This window comes from Peribacillus sedimenti (assembly GCF_046237635.1).
Classification (GTDB): Bacteria; Bacillota; Bacilli; order Bacillales; family DSM-1321; genus Peribacillus; species Peribacillus sedimenti.
This window is the reverse complement of the sequence record NZ_CP143547.1, coordinates 2,275,001-2,296,215: the sequence shown is the minus strand read 5'-3', so window position 1 is coordinate 2,296,215 and position 21,215 is coordinate 2,275,001. Positions and strand designations below refer to the sequence as shown.

Sequence of the window (21,215 nt, the reverse complement as noted above, 5' to 3'; positions counted from 1 at the left end):
TCCCTTTAGAATATGTTTTTTATTTATTTGTAAATTAGTGCCCCTATTGCACCACAGAACTCTCCCATGTCTAAGAAATGGGGCGTATAATTGAACGCTTTTGTCGCTTCTTCCAAGTTTTGCAAAAGCAGCCTGTTTCCAGCCAGAGCACCGCCAATATAGATGATATCCTGAACATTATACATTGCAGCGGCCTGCACTGCCATTAACATACAGCTTTCAGCAATCATTCCTGTCAAGGAAGCAAGCAGATCCTTCGCTTCCGCTTTATCATTGACCTGCTTTCCAAAATTGCTTGCAGTGAAATTGCCCGGGATGGGAGGCTCCAATGGATCATATATATCCTTCACCTGAAGGTCCACCTTCGACCTGTCACCCTCTTTCGCTGTCAATACAATTTCATTAAAATTTTCAAGATCTGACAAATGGCCTCCTAATCCAACTAATGTACCTCCCCCGATTCCACTTCCTATAATTCGTTTTGAATTCTCTTCACTGAAATGATAGTAGGACGTTCCTGTTCCAATATTTACAATAATGGATCCTTTTTTTGCAGGATGATGGGCTTCAGCTAGCAGGTATCCTACTCCTGTAATTACGGCTTCAAACTCATCAACCATCTCTTGATTATCGCCAAGAAATTGTTCAAGCTTACCGCTTTTCCCTCCAGTTATCCGATACATGGATGACCGTGAAACAATGGAAAGCCACCCAATCAAAGACTCCAGTTCATCATAGGGATATTTCTTCACATGGAGCCTTTCATTTTCAAAATAAGCGATTTTGATAAGTGAACCTCCAGCGTCAACACCAAAACATTTCATCCCCATCGCCCTTCCCTAAGCTTTCATGGAATTAGTTTTTTGTAACTCGAGTATAAGTAATTTCCGTTGCTAATTCTAAATTTTAGCCTACAAATATTGAAAAAGAAAAAAAGACAAACCCCACAGGTTTGCCTTCTGTACCATTAGCTGAATAATTTCTCATAGGGAGTCATGTTCACTTGTCTTTCATGCAGCTTTTTTCGTAAAAATTTATGATCTCTTTTAGGAGTAGCAATAATATATCCGCGTATCACCAAATCCTCTGTAATGGCCGACGCTTTCTCTTGAACGGCCAATTCACCGATCTTTCCGGCAATTTTCTGGCGGGCTACATCCCTGAATAATTCGGGAACCGGGCTGACAAGGTCCTCAAGAAGCTCTTTCTGTCTCTCAGTCCAAAGGTGTCTAGTTTGCCCCACATAATATTCTTCCCAATCCATGTCAGATTTGCCATCCTCTTTAGGAAGGCGTTTTAAAAACTTTCTGAACATAAAGAAACCGCCAATTGCAAAGAAACCAATTAATGCTACAACCCAAATAAGGATAAACCAAGAAAACCAGCCTTCAAGCAAGGTGTTCACCTCATTTTATAGGTTAGAAGTTTGTCTTAATTATAGACTTGGTAGATTCAAAAAAACAAGCATCGATAAATGACATATGTATTCTATTTATTGCTTATATATTGCCTACAACCGCAGAATGGCTATTTTTTCTCCGTGCATGATTTCCCCAGTTTCTCGAAAACCCGCAGCTGCGTAAAGCTTCTGAGCGGACAGATTATCAGGTTTATATCCTACTATAATTTGATCTGTTTGCTGGCGCAATGCTTCTATAAGAAGAGCAACCGCCTTCTTCCCATACCCGCGCCCTTGATTATTCTTATCGATCATTAGCCTGACCAGCCAGTAATTCCCATCCTCCGGATCCTGGCCATACATCAAAAACCCTACCATTTCTTCCCCGCTGTAAACCGAAAGAGGAACAAAGGAAGTTTCAAATTTCGACTCTGCCAGCGAATAAATATTTGGCGCAACAAACTCTTTCTGGCTGTCCGCTACCTGAAGCATAATGCAATCTTCCCAATTGTCCTTGGTGATTTCTCTTAATGTTATCGACATAACGCCACCCCTTACCCAAGTATTTCTCTTGATAATTCCACAATACCACTATATAATATAAAAAGTCTTCTTAAATTACGGGGTCGGAAGGGTAGCTGGTGCGCCCCTCGGTCTTCAAAACCGCGTGAGAGGCGCGTGTCGTCTCTGGTGGGTTCGATTCCCACACGGTCCCGCCAAAAAACCCCGTCACTACAGCATTTATCCGGTCATTGACCTGATGATTGAATCCGTTGATTGATGCGCTGACCTACACGGTTTCAGCCCGGTCTGTGAGAAGACCGTTGGTGGCCGAAAGGAAAAACCGTTTTGATAGTACATACAAACCGATAAAGGTATCGTTCGTCCTCTTACGCAGAAATATGCGGAAGGGGACTTTTTTGTGTGCAAAGGAAAAAACGTGCGAAGGAATACCCGGTATATCCCCGCTGACTATACAACGATGACCATTTCGGAGATGTTCGAAGAATTTATGCTCGTCAAAAAAGGCGAAGGCCTGGCGAAGCGCACTATTTCGGAACACTATTTACATTTCGGCTACTTCATGAATTACATAGGGCGCGAGCTATCCGCCTCGGAAATGACAACAGAATTATGTGTCGGATGGATTACGTACATGCTGGAGGAAATGGAATACGCCCTGCTACGGTAAATATTCGTGTCAGAACTATGCGGACGTTCCTGCGTTAAGCGTTCGAAGAAAAGATGTGGATCACTGAGCCGATATACAAACGATTTAAGCCGGTAAAAGACTCAATGGATGTTGTTGAATCATTAACGCCTGAAGAATTCAGAAGATTAATCGGAGCAATTGACGATACCACGGATTCAGAACGAAAGTGGCCACCTTCACGCTGTTAGATTCGATGGTTCGGTAAGTGAACTCGTCGATATTAAACGCCAGAATGTTGACCTTAAAACGTTGACTATCCGTTTACAGGCTGCTGACCCAAAAAGACGTCAGGGCCGTTATGTCCCCATTTCGCCCGAAAACCGAAAAGATGCTTAGCGAGTATATGGCGGAGAACGAGGAATTCGGAAACGAGTATGTATTCCTTTCTATAGACGGAGAAAAAATCGGAGAGTATACAGTTCGGGATAATTTGCGGCTATATGGACAAGTGGCACAAATAAAAAATAAACGCGTTAGTCCACACACCTTACGTCATACTGGCGCATTGTTTTATATCCTGAATGGCGGCGATCCGTTTAGTTTACAGAAGATTCTTGGCCACTCGCATAGGATTATGGTTCGGCCCTACATTCAAATGACGAATATGGATGTTCAAAATCAGCATAGCGTATATTCACCTTTTAACTACGTTTTTAAATAAAAAAGCGCGCTCGGTTAGGAGCACGCACAGATACAAGGTTTAGTAAAAAAATAATGAGCGCTGATTGTTGGTAGCAATCATACGCCCTGAAAACACATTTGGTACTTAAAGTATATCGACAAAAAGCGTAAAGGTTAACGCTTATTTAGGCGCGCCTTCTTTCGATAACGGGCCGCGCTCCTACAAGGAGACGGAAAAAATGCCGAAATCAAAAATCGATATAGTAGCGTCTGAATCGACGTATACCGATTGTCGACGTTCGAGTCAGTCGAAGATTTAAACGAAGCAGTTAGAATTAATACAACGATATTCCTGCCGTTATTATGGCGTGTCTTTCTTACGGAAATCAGTAATCGGCGAGTTGATTGGAAAAAGTCGCCGTACTATTATTCGTGTATGTAAGAAGCTGGCCTGCCGCCAGCACTTCCTAAAGGTTGATTGCTTGTTTCTGAAAAAACAAGATTAATTATTTTCCGCTGTTTCTGATTAAACATAAGCCCCGTTAGAACAGGAGGTACTCATTCTAAACTTCTTTTACATTCACTTTCTATTAGACTCCCATAACTATCAAACCATACTCTGCACCTTTCTTTGCCAACTGTTACAATAGCTGTATACTCTTGAAGGGAACCCCATCCACTAATTAAGCTAACGGAATGAACCCTTTCAATTTTCGCTTGAATTTCTAGAAATTGTTTAACAGCGTGTCTCTCGGGCTTGTAAATGAACTCATAAAACATACAAGCTATAAACATCGATACTATTGTTGATAAGCTTACTAAAAATATGAATGTCCATTTCGTTATTTTTTTCTTCAAAAAAAGTTCTCCATTTCATAAATTATGATATTATTTTTTTATTTCCTAGCTATGTTGAATTTTACCATAAAACCCCTCTTAATAATGTTAAAAGCAGTGTGATTTCAATTGTGAAATCCACTGCGTTTTACATCTACACATCTATTATGAGTAAATTTATGGTAAAGTTTATACAGAAGGGGAGTTTAGAATGAAGAATGATACTTTTATTAAAGTTATTTTAAGTGGAATATTAGTATGTTTGATTGTAATTGCTTTCAACATGAATACGAATAATTATATTCAAACATCAACACCTAATGTTGACGTTAATAACCAAGGTGGGAGAGTTGTCCAAATTGCACCTAATAGAGTTGGAGTTGTTGATACTGGAAGTGCCAGTGGTTGGGAACAACTTGTAGTTTTTGAATATAATCCAAATACCAAAAAGTTTGAGGTAGTTAGTTCCTTAACTTATGAAGACATCTTTAACCACCCGAAAGATAATGGCATCCCAGTAAGAGATGATAAATATGGAAACTAAGTACCCCTAACAGGGCTAATGCTTAATAAGAAATTTGCAGCGACAGTTATCTGTCGTTTTTTAGTTATCGAATTAGCAAGCGAATTCGCTCTCTAAATAGCAGATGCATAATTTTTATTATGCTCTTTTCAATTAAACTACGATTTATAATACTAATCTTAGCATATAAACCTAACCTAAAGGGAGATAATGAAATGGGAATGCAAACCAAAGCATTATGTATTAAAACTTCTATTAATATCGACGATAGTGATAAGATAGACTATAAAGAAGGGAAAGAATACAAAGCTGAAATTATCGATGATGATATTGTTATAGAAGATGAATTAGGTGAAATGTGCGTAGCTGGACAAACAGCCAAAGAAGCAGTTAGGTTGGGGGCTCAAGAAAAGGAAAATAAACAATGTGATGACAGGTTTAACGAACATTTCGATAAAACTCAAGTTTTAGTTTACTTTAACTTGTATGGAGATGAATTTCCGATAGATAACGTAACTGAAAGATTAAAATTAACACCTACTAATGCTTATAAAAAAGGTGATTTAATTGCTAATAGTTCCACTGCAAGATACAGAAAAGAGACAAGTTGGGATTTAGCAACAGATTATCAAGTATCCCTTGATGTTAACGACCAACTTCAAGAAATTATAGATAAGATACAAAACAAGGCAACCATCATTAATGACATAAAAGCAGATTACTCTATTGATTGTAAATTCTTCATCGTGATAAAAATTGAAGAGGGAAATACCCCTGCTTTATATCTGAGTAAAGACATTATAAAGTTCGCATCAATCATTGGAGCTGAATTCGATGTAGATTTATACTCTAATCCTTATGTAACTGACTTAGAAAATTAGCAAAGGACCAGATTTGGTCCTTTTTAATTTATAAATATCAACCTTTATCTTTAACATAGCCTTAATCTTTTTAAACTTAGCTTCGTCCAATTCAGTCTTTAGCACCTGACTTCTCTTCCTTTTTCTCCGGATATGCTGGCTCAGACTTGTTTTCCGACGTTTTTTCTGTAGTATTTGCCGGATTCTTACTCGGAATACTTCCCTTTGCATCAGGACTGGTAAGGCCAGCAGACCCAATTGCAATCAATCCGATTAACACTAGACCCCAAAACCATCCCTGCTTAAATATCGACTTCTTTTTCTTTAGTTCTGCCAAAATAATCCCTCCTCGACAATATTATATATAAAATTGGATATTATTGGAATAATAAATATAATTATTGATTGACTAAAAAGATGCGATTATCTTTAATATGAATTTAACATATTGAGGACGGAGTGGTATTTGATGAATTAAGTTGAACCAATACGCGATATACGCCATATTAATGCAATAAAGAAGGCCTTGCATGGCCGCGATTTATTACTATTCGTATTCGGCATTAATTCCGGCCTGAGGATTTCGGACATACTGAAGCTGAAAGTCGGAGATGTGCGGGGCAAAGATTCGATACTGGTCCGTGAGCAGAAAACGAGCAAGTCGAAACGGTTCATCTTTAATAAGTCGATAAAGGACGCCGTAAAGCAATGTATACCGACCAGCGCTGGCGATGATGAGTATGTATTCAAGTCGCGGAAAGGCGATAATAAGCCGATTACCCGCGTAGCTGCTTACCGGATCCTTAACGATGCTGCTGAGCGAGCTGGCGTTGCGGATAACATAGGACCCATAGGTACACATTCCATGAGAAAAGCGTTTGGTTTTCACGCCTATAAGAACGGAACGGACCTGGTGTGGCTACAGTCGATATTTAACCACTCTTCACAGGCTGTGACGCTAAAATATATCGGGATTAACCAAGAACGAATCGACGAAGTGTATGGAATATTAATCTGTAACATGCAAAGGTGAAGCGCATATGATACATTAGGTGACTTCGAGGTTTACCTCCACATCAACGGCTACTCTCCGGTAAGGGTAGTCGTTTTTAATTTACGCAAAGTGAAGAAGCTATCCAGCGGGGATAGCCTCTCTGTGAGAAAAAAAACAACTACTTAGTGATTGGTAGAAGCTTCACAGCGTCATTTTTATCGTGTGCTTTTCACGTTAAAATATTCGTAGTGACCCCGGAATTAAAAATTGATTCCGGAATTTTTTTTGCCACCGAGGCAATTCTCAGCGCAGACTAATCGCAATCATCAATGGCCCAAGGAATAAAGGCCGCTCCCCAACCCGCCCCCTATCGCTGCATAGACCTCGCAGAATACTGCATATCGAATATTACACAATCACTTTTTGTTACATTCACGCAATCGTTAGAACGCAGTCGGGGCGCAGGTTATACCGGGTTATAACACTCTAGATATATCAACGAAAAATACGCAGCCCTTCAACCCGCATTCCTACGTTAGTCCTCACGCTCGGCTGACTGCATAGAATCCTGCATACTATTACGTAAGGGTGTGGAGTTTAGGACGGGCATTCGCCAGAAGCGTGCAGCCGATGTGTTCGGGGTATGAATCCGTTCAGATGTAACGTTATGTAACCGGCTAACTTCGACATACCAACGTTCATAGCGTATTACATAGGCGGCATTTATACTGCTTATAGATATAAATAAGTTATTGAGTGCAAAAACGTACACTATTTTGGCGTTGACAATTTCGCCCAGCTTCTAATATGATTAAACCGTAAGAGTCGAACGAAAACTGTATGTAACTATCGTCGAAAACTGTGTAAGTGGATGATTGAACGTTGACCTAATGGAGATTGAGCGTGATGACTTATTGCGATTTACCAAAAGGGTCTTCAAAAGCGCATGAGAGTCGCGTGTCGTCTCTGATGGTTTCGATTCCCACACGATCCCGCCAACCTTGTTGATATAACCAACGTTTATTTATATTTGCTATACATACTTCTTAACATATATTGTTGCACGGTTTTTTGTCCAAAGTGCAAAACCGAGTTAGACCGATTGTCGAAACCGTGTGCACCATCTCTCTTAGCCCACTATAAAAATTTATAGGTGGGTTATTTTTATGCAATAAAAGACAGTTAGAAAATTAAAAACAGCGCAAAAAAGTCTCTCTTCTGGAGATACAAACGACTCTTTAACCTTAGAGCAGATGTTAGAAAAGTTTTTTATCATGAAAAAACGGAAGCTTTACCTTCAAGAACTCTTATTGATTATAAGAATAATTTCACTTACTTTATGCAATATGTTGGGAATAACCTAAACGGCGATCTCTTTAGCCCCTTTTGCCACTTTTGATTCAATCTCTTCAGTTAACCAAGCATCTTTATGTCTTAGGTCAGATCTTCACCAGCTGAACAGATGTACCCGCTACTGTATGCCCGTTTATTCTTTGGGGCGGCAGCTTGCAAGGCATCAATTCCGTTTATTCCCCAGTGGAATTAGGGAGAACGGTATGGCACCGAATAGCAACCTGATTAAGCGCAGACGGCTTTTAAATCCCATTCAGAAGGAAATAACTATTCAAGGATTGCCAGAGCACCTGCCTGTAAATCTTAAAAGGACAAGCCGCGGCAGAATGATCGTCAAGATTAAAAGAACGGGCTGCGATGTGTATCGTAGCCTTACTGCACCCTCTATTAAATGGATAGAGGTTCAAGTTCGAAATAACAGTTAACTTTTATTTTTGCACTCTTCCAGAACTTTATCCAGTCTTCCTCTGACATGGGCTTTGAAGCGGGTGCCATCGCCTGTCCGCCTATTTCAAGGGGATCCACTTTCAATTCCTGCAATTTTTTCAGCAGTGAAACGGTCCCTTCTTCCATATAGTTCTCGAGCTCGTCGACTAATTCGTATATGCTGGCCTGCTTGTCCAGGTCTTTTGTGCCTCGGTATTCATCAATTCTGCCTCTATAATGAATTTTAAATGAAACGGTATGGTCATTCAGATTTACATGTGTCGTAACACGTGAACGGACATCCCCCAGAGAGACGTCCAATGGTGTAATGATCATGTTCTTAAGAAAATGATAGTTGTTAAGAAGCTGAAAAAATTGGTCTTGATTCTTATCAGAACCACCTTTTAACTTTCCATTCCCAAAAAATCCGGTGCCCTCATAGCTAAAATTGTCTTTATCCACCTTAAATACCGGAATGAACGGATCTGAATAAGGAGAATACACTTTTTCCATAAACTCATGAATATTTGCAACCGTAATTTCTCCCTGTCGCCCCTGTTCGTAATGCTTAAACATCCTGTATAGATAGTAATCCAAATCTTTTTGCTGCTGCATACGATTCTTGATAAATGCTTCGAAATCACCTCTCAATACCACGAGATAAAGCCTCGGAGATACTTCTGGATCGGTTAAGATCGTGTCAATCAAGGATACAATTCCATTTCTGGCAACCTTTTCATCAATAAACAGCATACGGAGCTGCCCGAGTTTAATTTCCCGGTAGTATTTCAAATTAAAGCTCCTTCTTCCCTGTTCTAACAGTGAGACATTGGTGGAAAAAAATTGTTTATCTTCCTTCATGACAGGAGGAACCAATGTAGAGACTTTTAATTTACCTTTTTCTCCTCCCGCTTCAACGGACAAAAAGGTCACAGGCGCAATTTCTTCAACTGTATTGTCATTTGAAAAAGGAGAACAGCCTGTTAAAAGACAAATACTACTTATTATAAGCATAAATGAAATGAGTGCCCTCATAGAATGGACCGCCTCCCCTTAATTTTAGTGACAGCCAGGAGGAGAGATGGAATTAGTAAATAAGTAATGGCACCTGACCATAATTGTACGTTTGCCCAGCCGTTTAGTTCTTTTCCTTCTCTCCAATATAACAGCTGAATGAAAAACACACCTGCCAGGACAAGTAAGCACACAGCGTAAAAACCTTTACGTGTAGTTTCTTTATCCTGAGTTCCTGCAGAAATGCGTATGGCACCATATAAACAAAGCAGCAAAACAGATATAAAGAAAACATAGTAAAACATTTGCAGGGAAATCATGATTATTTCCACTCTTTCAAAAACAGGTGACTGAAGGTACCTGATCATATTAACTACCGGAAAACCTATTTTCCCCAGGTAATCGGTTCCGAAAAAAAACAGACATGCCAAGAAAAGCAGCAAATACTCTAAAATAGAAATCGCATTTGCAATCGATAAATATCTTAGCATTTTTTGTTTGGAATTTATCCAAGGCAGCACCAGAATTAAGTACTCCGGTCCTGATAAAGAGGACCAGACCATTAATATGCCTTTCCAGGGTTTATGCGACCAATCTGTGGGGATCAAAGGATATAGATCATGCAGCTCAGCTGCAGGAGGAAAGAAAAACGGAATATAAAGCAGGATGAGCCAAAAGGTACATAAGAAAGCAATAATGCCAAAGCGCAGTGTTTTTTCCATCCCCTGACTGGCAATATAGGTGCTTATCAGCATAATAAACAGGATCAGCCACGGCCGCTGCATAGCAGGAAAAATAAATTGATGGACGATTTCAGCATAACCCAGAATAATCGTAGTCATCTTTATAAAAATGAACGCAATCCCGGCAAAGACTATTATACGAAGCGTCCTCCGGCCAAAAAGATCAGCGAATCCGTGATACCCCTGCTGCGCATATTTAGATGACAGGCACTTTGATAAGACAATCAGGTTAATCTGAGATAGGATTCCTACTGCCAGTAATCCTAATAATGAATACGGCATCTCTAAAAACTTTGGCAAAAATAATACAAAATAGAGCATTTGTGAACGGTTCGCGAACGAAATAATATATCCCTTTCCAAGCTGAGCAGTCTTATCAAATAATATAAAATCCCCCATCTAGTGATCATCTCCTCGGTTATATCTCCATCTAAAGAGAGGATGTACATGTGCTGGACGCTTTTTCATCCATGGAATAGGAGCCCGGATGAAGAAATCCATCCAATCCCTCCAATAGAGGGGCGCAACCGGAGCAAAATATGGCTGCTTCAAACTTGTAAGACCATTAAGGTGTGCGAGCATATAGATCATTCCAAACACAATTCCCGGAATGCCCAGTAACGATGCTAAAATTAAAAAGGCAAATTGTATGAGTGTGTTGGTCTTACTTAACAGATAATTCGGAACTAAAAAAGACGCAATCGCAGCAACTCCCACTAAGACAATTAACACCTTGCTTACAAACCCTGCTTCCACAGCTGCCTGGCCAATCACAATACCACCGATTGTACCCAGAGTTGCGCTTGTTTTTGTTGGCATTCTCAAACTGGCTTCTTTAATAATTTCCAGAATCAGAAGCATTAATAGCGCTTCCCAGAAGGGGCTAAACGGCAGTTTACTCCTGGATTCTAATAAAACAAACAAAATCTGCAGCGGAATGACCTGATAGTGATGGGTGGTTAACGCAACATACAGAGGGATTAATATAATAGACACCAAGTAGCTTACATACCGAAGGCATCGCAGGAAACTGGCAACCATCCATTTGTGGATATAGTCCTCTGGTGATTGAAAGAGATGAAAAAAGGTGATAGGAGCAACTAATGCAAACGGTGTATTTGCCACAAGAATGACAATTTTCCCAAGTCCCAGAGAATAGGCACATTGATCCGGGCGGTCAGTCTGCTGAAACTGCGGAAAGACGGAATGGATGTGATCCTCCATAAACGCTGCCAGATTTGACTGTTCAATCACCATATCAAAATTTATTTTAGAAATTTTTTTGCGGGCGATATCTACAATATCTGGATTGGCGATTCCTTCTACATACAGTAATACAACCTTCGCTTTAGTCAGGTACCCGGCAGAAAACTTCTCCGTTTTAAGTTCAGTCACCGGAAGTCTTCTTCGAAGCAACGTGATATTTTGGTCAATCTGTTCGGTGAAACTGTCTTTAGGACCGTATAAAATGGTTTCTGCTTCTGATTGTTCAATACTTCTCCCTAAGGGATTTACAAGTGGAACAGCCCACCAGTTTCCCTTGCCGTCATCAAGGAGCACATGGCCAACCATCATCAGCTGCTGTGCTTCATCAAGGCTGGTCAGAGCAGCTGCTTTTACTGAGGTAATACAGGTATGTATCATATCTTCAGAACAATTTTTTAATGGCTCAATGATGGATTCACTTAACCTTTCAGCGTCAATCAATGTTCGGATGAAAATAAGAGTTATATTCCGGTCTTTATTAATCCTGTGTTCTATCAATTCTCCATCATACATATTTGAAATCAGGCCCTTGACAGCGGCTATAGATAAATCTTTATTTTTTTGGAAAAGCTGGTTGCCTTCGTTATTTTCATGACGGATTCGTTTGCTCTTCTTTTTCCAAAACATTTATTTTCTCACCTGAAATCCTTTATAAGTTCCGTAAAAACGCCCTTTCTTTCCCGGTTTATTATGTTCATTCCGCCTTTTCTTATCCATTTCCTCGTTGAAAAGCGCCCTGTCAATTAGGAGACACCCAGTGTTATTCATGCTATTTGTAATCTGCACTTCGTTCCATATACGATCTCTAAAAGATCCACAATGTTCTCAAATAATCGTGGCTCTTTACCTTTGAATAAGCGTCGCTGCTTAAGAATGATGGACTGTACACTCAGCACACACCTTAAACCATACTAAAACCAGAATGAATTGTTCATCTTTCCAATTAGAGAACTATGGAAAATCACAGGTCAGTTAAACTTAGATTTTTATTACACTCCTCACGATGGCAACGTAGAAGTCTATACTTAAAAAAAATTCTCTAATAATCTATGTAGTTCTGTAGCTCTTCAACAAAAAATTCAAACCCTATATGTTGGATTTGCAAAATTCGTCGGTAACTATTAAAGTTAGGTGTTTTTCAGATTCCTATTAAACTGATATTTGTACATTTTGGTAACATACTACTAACAATATAAAACTCAAAAATCATCTTTATTTATGAGGCAGCTAAAATCACTTTAAAGGAATTTCTTAGTTAATTCTGATGGCTGAAGGTTTTTCGTTTTGCTGTGCAAACAACAAACCGAAATCATTATATAAATCTTATTTGATATTGTTCCCCGAACATAAACAGGACATAAAGGTTCTCTGAGTTAATGGAGTTCACTATTCAAACAAAAACTGATAAACTATCCCTTTAGAAGTTTTTGAGCTGGTGATAAGCTAAATCTGGCTTACAACACAACTCCATAATTAACAAGAATTAGCTTATAAAGGATGAGAATCGATTGGACAATCTTACACAGACACGTGAGTTTATATATACATATGTATGCAGTGAAGAGGAACGATCCCTATGTCTCTTGGAAATGCGCTCTTTTTTTGGTCATGACAGTTCGAAAAACATAATACAAAGCCCGGTGATCATTGACCCAAGCAGAAGTCCATTTATCAAGGAACGTGTAGAAGTAATGTTTGAAGGAGAAGACCTGGCAGACATATTGGAACAGGTTGATCAAATACACATGAACGCATTAACGTTCAAGGTCGTCTTCGTTAAAATTAATGATCTTGAAAAACCGGAAAAAATAGAGTATCAGGAACGGCTGAAAATAGAACGGGATATAGGCTGGCGGATTCACGGTGTAGCAGACCTTCATAATCCGGATGAGGTATTTGGTGTGGTTACGTTTGGCGGCAGATGGTATTTTGGGAAGTACTTGAAAGGAGAAGCAGTTTGGCTCCGCCATTTGAAAAAACCGCGGGAATATTCTACGGCTCTTAGTACCCGCTTAGCCCGGGCAGTCGCCAATATCGCCGTTCCCAATCCTGAGGGTATAAACGCAATTGACCCTTGCTGCGGCATTGGGACAGTTTTAGTGGAAGCTTTATCTATGGGAATACATATTGTTGGGCGCGACATTAATTATTTAGTAACAAATGGTTCGAGGGAGAATATTGCTTACTTCGGACTACATGGAGAGGTAGTAACAGGAGCCATCTCGGAAGTTACACAAAACTATGATGTAGCAATTATCGATATGCCGTACAATCTTTATACTCATGCTACACCAGAAGATCAGCTTTCGATTTTAAAACATGCCCGCCGTTTTTCCAAAAAGAATGTCGTTGTAACCATTGATACAATCGATGACATGGTGGCAGAGGCTGGTTTGCAAATTACAGACCGCTGTGTTATAAGGAAAGGTAAAAGTGCATTTGAAAGACAAATACTGGTTTGTGAATAAAGGTTGAACCAACTTGTAGCTGGGATTATATTTAGCAGCAATCTGAAAAGGGTTAAATTTTTGTAAAACATGATTCATTTAGTATCCTGATTTTCATAATCAGTCGCTCCACTACCGAAATATGGCCACCTTCAACTAGCAATGCGCCATATCATATATATAGTTACCCTGAAAAGTTATTGCTCCAATAACTTTTCAGGTCCATTTCAAGTTCTCTAGAACATTTTCCTGTCTAAATATGTAAACTAGGCTCCTAGCCCATAGGTCGATCAACTGGCCAATTGTGTGGGCGGGGCTGGCGATTGTACTGGATCGGTCTGATAACGGCTTGGTGGATTTTCCCCTGCCAAGTCTCCCTATTCCCAGATGTGGCTTCCTTTTAAGCTTCATCGAAGTCAAGTCAGCAGTTGACAATAAATTGAAACAGCGAGGGCGCATTGATACTTAATTTAAAAGGCTCAGGGCTCTTGTTAATAGGCTCTTTGGTTTTTCTTGGCGTGATTTTCTTGTCACTATTGTCCCCCTTAAGAAAAAATGCCTTTCCTCACACTAAATTCAAATATAATAAATAATAATATCCTTTATAGTCCAACGTCATGTTGATTTTCAACCAATGTGATTGAATCTACACTGCCATATAAGCGCCCTGCTGTATTCTTTATTTTATCGCCTTGCTAACTTTCAGTTTCTTTCCTTTAATCGTTGTCTTCTCCATGGCTTGTAAGACTAGTGATCCTTTTCCGTTAAGAATATCCACATATGACAAGTTGTCCTGGATCGTTATAATTCCAATATCATCTACTGATACTCCAGGTATTTTTGAAATTGTTCCAACAAAATCGACAGCTCGAATCTTCTTCTTTTTCCCCCCGCTAAAATGGAGTTTCATGATATCTTTGTTTATTCGGGCAGTTTTATTATTTTTCACTACTCGGGTGCCGCTGATTTTTTCTTCGAAAGCAGCTTGTCCGCTAGCGACTTCAGCATGTCTCGGCGCTTCCATTGTAGTTATCTCAAATCCAATGTACTTTTCAATTGTTTTAAGGAATTTCCCTTCGTAAGGTGTGGAAAACGTAATGGCTTTTCCTTTATTGCCAGCACGCCCTGTTCTTCCGGTTCGGTGGACATAGCTCTCTTTTTCCATTGGAACGTCAAAGTTGATGACAAGTGTCACGTTATCAATATCAATTCCTCTCGCAGCTACATCGGTGGCAACAAGGTAACGAAAATTTCCCATTTTGAAGCCCTCCATCACTGCAAACCGATCTTCTTGTTCTAATCCTCCATGAAGTCTTTCACAAGAATAATTAGATTCCTCCAATTCAGTAAACACATTATCAACATGTTCTTTTGTGTTGCAAAAAATGATACAGCTCTCTGGGTTTTCAACGACCGTAACATCTTTAAGCAGTGAAATCTTTCCTGCTTCTTTCACTTCGATTAAAAAATGTTCAATGGTACTGGTTGTTATGCCGCTAGAAGCGATCTCGATATTAACAGGATTGTTCATGTATTTATGGCAGAGATTTTCGACATCTTTAGGCAATGTTGCAGAAAAGACCATCGTTACTCTGCTTGAAGGAAGTTCTTTAATGATCGCTTCCACTTCATTGATAAAACCCATATTCAGCATTTCATCAGCTTCATCTATGACAAGATACTTTATTTGGTTTAAAACTAAAGTACCCCTTTCGATATGGTCCATGACACGTCCGGGTGTACCAACAACTACATGTGTTTTTTGTTTCAATTCTTCTTTTTGTTTCACAAAAGGTTCTTTTCCATAGACGGCCATAGCTTTGATCCGTTTAAATCTTCCGATATTCGTTATATCTTCCCTAACTTGAACAGCCAGTTCTCTTGTTGGTGTAAGAATTAACGCCTGCGGCTTTTTTTCCTCCCATTCAATCATTTCACAAATAGGTATACCAAAGGATGCAGTCTTGCCACTTCCTGTTTGAGATTTTACAACAAGATCCTGATTTTCCATTGCTATTGGGATTACTTCACTCTGAACCTCTGTAGGTGTACTATATTTTAACAAATCAAGTGCTCTTCTTATTTCATCGCTTAAATTATAATCCTTAAAACTTCTGTCACTCATGATTTAACCTCGTTTATTTGTATTATCCGAACTTATATATAGGTTTCTCAAAGAACTATCATATGCTAAATCTGATTATGATTGATTATACTTGAAATACCACACAAATTGACATTTAATTTCGAAATACATAACCAGCTGGCATCTATCGTTTTTTTGTAATGGGACTAATGTGTGCAGTATAGCGGACACCTATAAACTTCTCCAGTTTACAGGACGAGTTGCACCTAACCTTCACATTGAACTCCCTAAATTCATTATTAAAAGGATATTGCTATTTTTTTCTTCTGACTGTTACCGAATGTTGTATTATCGGTAAGAAAATTCCGTCGAGCCTATGGTCATAGGTGTTACATGCACTTGAAATTCTTTCTTTTTCCATCGGACTATACGAAAGCGAGATGTCAGTTCCACCCATTACAAAACAAAAAAAATAATCTTGAAACACCTTTATTAGAATACAACACAAAGCTTGATGAATGTTATGCTATTCAAGATAAGATAGGAAAACATAATGCAAAGGCAAACGGTTAGAATATCCACATAATCCGCAAATTCTACTGCCGAGTTAAGGCAGAGAGGAACATGTGCCTCCCGGTGATAGATGTATTGAGTTTTTACGGTTTGAGACGAAGAGGAAAAATTCTCTTTTGCCCATTTCCAAAAGTCATTATATGTCTACCCATACATAGCTGCTAACACGGGCATTTCATAATCGACACTAAGTGACTATTTAAGTAACAAATAATGCTATGACCATATCTAAAGAATTAAATTACACAATTGGAGAGCTTTATGTATGGAATGTTACTAACGGGCGATTTAAGCACTCTTTTTTTCTTTACTAAAAATCTGTCACATTTGTGAAACAGCGTCAATTTCCCAGCAGCTATTTTGGTAATTATTGTATTTCCAACAGATTGCTATCACACTAATCCAGGAAGGCCTGGTGGCAACCCCTTCCAGTGTGTTATGGGCGTTGAAAAAAACATTAAGCATGTTACTGCGAACTCAGCAAACCTCAAACATTATCCTATTTTATCACCATCCCAGCTTTATATACTGTATATTTAACATTTCCCAAGAAATCCATTAAGAAGAATAATTTTAATCTATGCTATTGTTTATAATTTTTTTAAGATAGAATTAGGAAAAACAATTTAATAATCAACGCCTGAAAATAATCAAAAACTATTGATATTTATTTACCTTAATGATATTATATTTAGTTTGATTAAAATTGTAAAAAATGTTATCATGGTAATATGATACGTGGAGGTGGATTATTTGTTTCAAATTGGCGATAAAATTATATATCCAATGCATGGAGCAGGTGTAATAGAGGGAATTGAAGAGAAAGAAATACAAGGACAAACCCAGAAATATTATGTAATTAAAATGCTGATGAATAATATGCAAGTTCTCATCCCAATCAAGAATGTTACCAATTTACGCATACGTTCGGTTGAAAATAAGATTTCCATGGAAAATGTATTAGACATTGTTAATCAAGGAGAATCCGATAGGTCATTATCCTGGAAACAAAGATACCAGATCAACTCAGATAAAATGAGAACAGGAAAATTACAAGAAGGTGCTGAAGTGGTACGTGATTTAACGCGCATCCAAAGTGAAAAAACTCTTAATTCTAGCGAAAAACAAATGTTGCAGAACGCCAAGAAGATTTTAGTTGGCGAGTTAGGATTAATCAGAGGAATAACTGAGGTGCAAGCATCTGATTTGTTGAAAACCATCATCAACGGCTAGAACAAACGGTGCATTAAATACTCCGATAAGCATAATTCCTGTTCCTTGTTTTTTGATATTTCTCCGGCTCATATTCGCAACATACAACCTCTTTTGTCATTTCGATAACCTTGAACAAAACCATTTATTATGATGGTGATCCCTTTTAAATTCCTTTCCCTTTGGTAAGACAATATCCTCGCCACATAACTATATTATTTCAATCGGTGTATTACTCACTATACAGCTGAGCCATCATTGTTTCGATTCATAATTGGACGTGATTCTACTAGAATTGTCTTGTAAATATATTTAATCTTTTTGATGTACTTAAGGAAACTAACTGATATGTCTGCGTATTTTCGGCACTTTCAGCTGATGATTCATACTGCCAGATTAATTAGGTCAATTTTGGCACACAGTTAACAACTATCCCATGATTCACCCCTTCAAGCCTAAAATAATAAAAACGAGCCTGTTATAGCAAATGTCTGAACACTTTTGCATCTTACTTGAGTCTTCAATAAAAAAAGCAAACCCTTGCAGGACTTGCAAATATGTCGGTAACTAATAAACACTAATCTAAATGATTTATTCCTTTTTTATACACGGTTTTTTGGTCACATTTTGGGAACCTTTCCTGGGGTTGGTGGATTACTGGGTATAGAATAATGCTGCGTGGTAAGGTACTGGGGCTTCTATGTTTTTTGGTTCTGGCTCTTCCTGTTCCAGCCCGCATCCCAGTATAAATCGCTGAAAATTCCCAAAATGCTCCCTCCCATTGCACAGCCTTCATTAACGCCAAGAAATGCTACGTTTTCTATTGGAAACGAGACCCTTATCAGCACCATCTGTATTCCAGTAAACTAGCTAATAGGATGGCAATAACTTTCTCTCAAACATTAATTTTTATACGCTATAATATTTTATACATACCAAAAACCCTCCGGATCATTTATGGAAGGTTTTTCTTTATTGTGGTTAAAAAGTATTTTTAAGCTATATCAGGAAGTGTTCATCGGTATATAAACTAAATCGTAGTTATTTCCATAAAGCTTTACCTTATCTAAAAGCCTGAACTTCACTCCTCCTCTGGCTACGTCAATACCTGCAACTGGGCTGACAGTCAAACTCTGCTCCGGACTTTTCGTGACATAGATGGCGGTCTGCATGTTTTTTAGTTGTACGCCTGTATAAATACCATTTAATCACAAATACTTAACACAAGAAGTTAAATTAGGATCTCGGAATCCCTGGAGAAAGAAAATTTAACTTCAACACCAAATTTACGGTCCTGACTAAAAAACATGAACTCCGAAGTGATCAGCCTGTTTCTTGAGTTTTTTCTTACTTTAGGACGTAAAACACCTACTCTTATACGTCTGTCCTTTGCCTTTATAATCCGCATAAGATGCAGGAATAGCAACAACTTTAAAATTGGTTTATTTAAAAGTACTATCGTAGGAATAGCCCAATGATTTGCAATAATATCCGTCTCCTGTTATAATAAACAAGAATTATTTTTGTTCGGTGTAAAGGGATGGCATCAATATAGACTTTTAGTCTTGAATCACTTTGGGCAGGCAAGGATAGTAATACACTGTGTGTGAACGCACTAGGAGGCAATAAAAATGGAACAAGGTACAGTTAAATGGTTTAACGCAGAAAAAGGTTTTGGCTTTATCGAACGTGAAAATGGAGACGATGTATTCGTACACTTCTCTGCCATCCAAAGTGAAGGCTTCAAATCTTTAGACGAAGGTCAAAAAGTAACTTTTGACGTTGAGCAAGGTCCACGCGGAGCTCAAGCTGCTAACGTTCAAAAAGCTTAATCTCAAATTAAACAAAAAAACAGGCTATATAGCCTGTTTTTTTATGTTCTCAAGCTGATAAAAAAACCCTACTCAATGTTCGAATAGGGAGATGGTACAGGTAAAGGTAGAAAGATTTAAAGCTTAAAAGGTTGTTTACAGTATAACATACGGATTGAGAATTTGCGGAAGATATACGTTATTTCTTTTACTTTTAGAGTAAGACCTGAATCTTTTTCCTCTTTTTAAATAGTGGGCATTCTATTTCTACGAGGATTTCTCAAGGCTTATAATATAGACGCAATAGGGTTAAAAATTCAAAAAATCCACCGATAAGGAATTCTGGTGGATTTTTATGTGATTTCATATTGGATTACGGTCTCACTTTACCGAATCCATTACTTGTATGCCAATTAAAAATTGGATAGTTTGGTGGGGAAGAAAATGAATTTCTTCCTGTTTAGGATCTAAATAAGAGATCTCCACTTTGCTTTTAGGGTTCATACGTTCGTGATCTTGAGTAATACGCTCAATTTTTCGATCCAATTCCTTTTGATTATTTGCGAAAGTGATGGTAGTCATTGTGGTCATTTATCAACACTCCTTTTATATCTAAGCTTAGACAAAAGGTGACACCATTCCTCCAATCCACTTTAAGGATTTTGTCCATCTCAACTTCTATCATACCATTATATCCAATTTGTATCACTATATTGTAAAAGTAGCTTATGCATTATAATAAAATATTGTTTAATCAATGGTGGTATCAGTCTTAACTTTTACGTACTCCCAGATTGAATACAACCAGTTTCAGTACCTGCTGTATTTTCCGCATTATCATAAAGGAAGTTTGCCGTCTCGTCTCAAGGCAGTTCCTATTTTTCTGGAAGGCAACTGTGAGCCGATTCATAATTCATAGGAGAAAAAAGGACTTGGCAGATCACCAAGGCCGGCACTTAGAAGATATTAAGAAGATTATGGGAAGAGAAATTTTTTTAGTTTTATTTACTTTTGTAAAAGCTATCCCTTTTTTCTGCATGAGATATTCAGGTGCATTTCTAAAATTAGAAAATGTATTTATTTCATTAATGAATGACAATTTCGATATAACCAATTCTCGAGCAAATTCAGGTGTAAATCCAAAGACCAGCACCTGAACCCCGAGTAAATGTAATGATGCAGTTAAGTTTTGAAGATAGTGTCCCAGGATGTTTAAATCGTTTATTTCATTGATGGACATAGCTGTAAAGTCAACAATTGCTGAGTCTATATCTGCCTTATTTGCATGGTTTAATATTTGGGGAATTATAAGATTAAATCTGATAGCAGACAACTCTCCGGCAAATGGGAATAAAATCGTGTCGGGTAGTATTGACGGAATGATTGGTACCGAAATATTTTTTAATAATGTTTCTAACTGCTTGACTTGTTTAGTTAATTTCTTATTTTCTTCTTGGAGTAATTTCAGTGATTCCAGGAGTTCTTGTTCCATAAACAACTCACCAAAATTATTATTTATCTGTCGTAATAATCCAACCAAATAACTAGGAATGTAAAAGGTGAGATTTTTTCTATATAGAAGGTTATGAAGGCGGTAATTTATCCTGAGATAGAAACAAAGCTTCAGCTAGAAGCTTCATATCCTCGTATATTTGTTCCTTTATCAACAAATTATCGCATCTTTTATAATCATCAGCTAATCGTTCTATTTCATGGATGATGAGTTCCATTTGAAGCATTTCTCCTTTAAAGGTGACACTTTATTCCTTATATACCCTTATTTTTATAATGAAAAGATTTTCGACAAAACCTTCAATCGGTAAAATATGTAAAAAAC

The 21,215-nt window shown here is 38.2% G+C and carries 20 protein-coding genes and 1 tRNA gene; 9 read left to right on the top strand and 12 right to left on the bottom strand.

Translation table 11 applies throughout. From position 1 onward, the window contains the following. Window positions 1-23: 23 nt before the first annotated feature. The 3 genes from coaW to V1500_RS11330 all read right to left on the bottom strand — a co-directional run bounded on the left by coaW (window position 24) and on the right by V1500_RS11330 (window position 1,942). A complete protein-coding gene (coaW, locus tag V1500_RS11340) occupies window positions 24-830 on the bottom strand; it encodes a type II pantothenate kinase (protein ID WP_409305641.1) in 807 nt (268 codons plus the stop codon). A 137-nt stretch (window positions 831-967) separates the two neighbouring features. After that, window positions 968-1,396 carry a DUF2621 domain-containing protein gene (locus V1500_RS11335; protein WP_409305640.1) on the bottom strand — a complete coding sequence of 143 codons (429 nt, stop codon included), beginning with the start codon at window positions 1,394-1,396 and terminating at the stop codon, window positions 968-970. Window positions 1,397-1,510: 114 nt separating this feature from the next. Then, window positions 1,511-1,942 (bottom strand): GNAT family N-acetyltransferase, encoded by a 432-nt coding sequence (locus V1500_RS11330; RefSeq protein ID WP_409305639.1) that lies wholly within the window; start codon window positions 1,940-1,942, stop codon window positions 1,511-1,513. A 79-nt stretch (window positions 1,943-2,021) separates the two neighbouring features. Here V1500_RS11330 and V1500_RS11325 point away from each other — a divergent pair. From V1500_RS11325 to V1500_RS11315, 3 genes are all read left to right on the top strand, one after another. Next, window positions 2,022-2,118, top strand: a tRNA-Sec gene (locus tag V1500_RS11325). Window positions 2,119-2,321: 203 nt separating this feature from the next. After that, window positions 2,322-2,591, top strand: a complete 270-nt coding sequence (locus V1500_RS11320) for a hypothetical protein (protein ID WP_409305638.1) — start codon at window positions 2,322-2,324, stop codon at window positions 2,589-2,591. 319 nt (window positions 2,592-2,910) lie between these two features. Further along, the gene (locus V1500_RS11315; RefSeq protein WP_409305637.1) at window positions 2,911-3,273 is read left to right on the top strand and encodes a tyrosine-type recombinase/integrase; all 363 of its coding nucleotides are present in this window, start codon (window positions 2,911-2,913) and stop codon (window positions 3,271-3,273) included. 518 nt (window positions 3,274-3,791) lie between these two features. Here the strand turns inward: V1500_RS11315 and V1500_RS11310 are convergent. Next, window positions 3,792-4,091: a hypothetical protein gene (locus V1500_RS11310; RefSeq protein WP_409305636.1), complete on the bottom strand. Its 300-nt coding sequence runs from the start codon at window positions 4,089-4,091 to the stop codon at window positions 3,792-3,794. 190 nt (window positions 4,092-4,281) lie between these two features. On the opposite strand from V1500_RS11310, the gene V1500_RS11305 reads away from it, so the two are divergent. Together V1500_RS11305 and V1500_RS11300 are read left to right on the top strand one after the other, a co-directional pair. Then, a complete protein-coding gene (locus tag V1500_RS11305; protein WP_409305635.1) occupies window positions 4,282-4,614 on the top strand; it encodes a hypothetical protein in 333 nt (110 codons plus the stop codon). Between the two features lie 194 nt (window positions 4,615-4,808). Next, window positions 4,809-5,474 (top strand): DUF4279 domain-containing protein, encoded by a 666-nt coding sequence (locus tag V1500_RS11300; RefSeq protein WP_409305634.1) that lies wholly within the window; start codon window positions 4,809-4,811, stop codon window positions 5,472-5,474. Window positions 5,475-5,565: 91 nt separating this feature from the next. Here V1500_RS11300 and V1500_RS11295 read toward each other — a convergent pair whose 3' ends face one another. Further along, entirely contained in the window at window positions 5,566-5,790 is a 225-nt protein-coding gene (locus tag V1500_RS11295) for a hypothetical protein (protein WP_409305633.1), read from the bottom strand. Between the two features lie 189 nt (window positions 5,791-5,979). On the opposite strand from V1500_RS11295, the gene V1500_RS11290 reads away from it, so the two are divergent. After that, entirely contained in the window at window positions 5,980-6,486 is a 507-nt protein-coding gene (locus V1500_RS11290; protein ID WP_409305632.1) for a tyrosine-type recombinase/integrase, read from the top strand. Window positions 6,487-8,187: 1,701 nt separating this feature from the next. Here the strand turns inward: V1500_RS11290 and V1500_RS11285 are convergent. From V1500_RS11285 to V1500_RS11275, 3 genes are read right to left on the bottom strand one after another with little or no spacing between them, the layout of a single operon-like run. Beyond that, the gene (locus tag V1500_RS11285) at window positions 8,188-9,261 is read right to left on the bottom strand and encodes a Ger(x)C family spore germination protein (protein WP_409305631.1); all 1,074 of its coding nucleotides are present in this window, start codon (window positions 9,259-9,261) and stop codon (window positions 8,188-8,190) included. Next, window positions 9,258-10,382, bottom strand: a complete 1,125-nt coding sequence (locus V1500_RS11280) for a GerAB/ArcD/ProY family transporter (RefSeq protein ID WP_409305630.1) — start codon at window positions 10,380-10,382, stop codon at window positions 9,258-9,260. The genes V1500_RS11285 and V1500_RS11280 overlap by 4 nt, the downstream gene beginning before the upstream one ends. Then, the gene (locus V1500_RS11275; protein WP_409305629.1) at window positions 10,383-11,876 is read right to left on the bottom strand and encodes a spore germination protein; all 1,494 of its coding nucleotides are present in this window, start codon (window positions 11,874-11,876) and stop codon (window positions 10,383-10,385) included. An 881-nt stretch (window positions 11,877-12,757) separates the two neighbouring features. On the opposite strand from V1500_RS11275, the gene V1500_RS11270 reads away from it, so the two are divergent. Beyond that, complete coding sequence (locus V1500_RS11270) at window positions 12,758-13,717, top strand: TRM11 family SAM-dependent methyltransferase (protein WP_409305628.1); 960 nt, start codon at window positions 12,758-12,760, stop codon at window positions 13,715-13,717. 658 nt (window positions 13,718-14,375) lie between these two features. Here V1500_RS11270 and V1500_RS11265 read toward each other — a convergent pair. Next, window positions 14,376-15,821 (bottom strand): DEAD/DEAH box helicase, encoded by a 1,446-nt coding sequence (locus V1500_RS11265; protein WP_409305627.1) that lies wholly within the window; start codon window positions 15,819-15,821, stop codon window positions 14,376-14,378. Window positions 15,822-17,093: 1,272 nt separating this feature from the next. On the opposite strand from V1500_RS11265, the gene V1500_RS11260 reads away from it, so the two are divergent. Both V1500_RS11260 and cspC read left to right on the top strand, forming a co-directional pair. Further along, window positions 17,094-17,588, top strand: coding sequence for a CarD family transcriptional regulator (locus tag V1500_RS11260; RefSeq protein ID WP_409305626.1), 495 nt, complete (start codon window positions 17,094-17,096; stop codon window positions 17,586-17,588). A 1,610-nt stretch (window positions 17,589-19,198) separates the two neighbouring features. Further along, window positions 19,199-19,399, top strand: a complete 201-nt coding sequence (cspC, locus tag V1500_RS11255; protein WP_101634077.1) for a cold shock protein CspC — start codon at window positions 19,199-19,201, stop codon at window positions 19,397-19,399. Between the two features lie 360 nt (window positions 19,400-19,759). Here the strand turns inward: cspC and V1500_RS11250 are convergent, their stop codons facing one another. The 3 genes from V1500_RS11250 to V1500_RS11240 all read right to left on the bottom strand — a co-directional run bounded on the left by V1500_RS11250 (window position 19,760) and on the right by V1500_RS11240 (window position 21,108). After that, entirely contained in the window at window positions 19,760-19,969 is a 210-nt protein-coding gene (locus V1500_RS11250; RefSeq protein WP_409305625.1) for a hypothetical protein, read from the bottom strand. A 349-nt stretch (window positions 19,970-20,318) separates the two neighbouring features. Then, window positions 20,319-20,870 (bottom strand): hypothetical protein, encoded by a 552-nt coding sequence (locus tag V1500_RS11245; RefSeq protein WP_409305624.1) that lies wholly within the window; start codon window positions 20,868-20,870, stop codon window positions 20,319-20,321. 91 nt (window positions 20,871-20,961) lie between these two features. After that, window positions 20,962-21,108 (bottom strand): hypothetical protein, encoded by a 147-nt coding sequence (locus V1500_RS11240; RefSeq protein WP_409305623.1) that lies wholly within the window; start codon window positions 21,106-21,108, stop codon window positions 20,962-20,964. Window positions 21,109-21,215 lie beyond the last annotated feature (107 nt).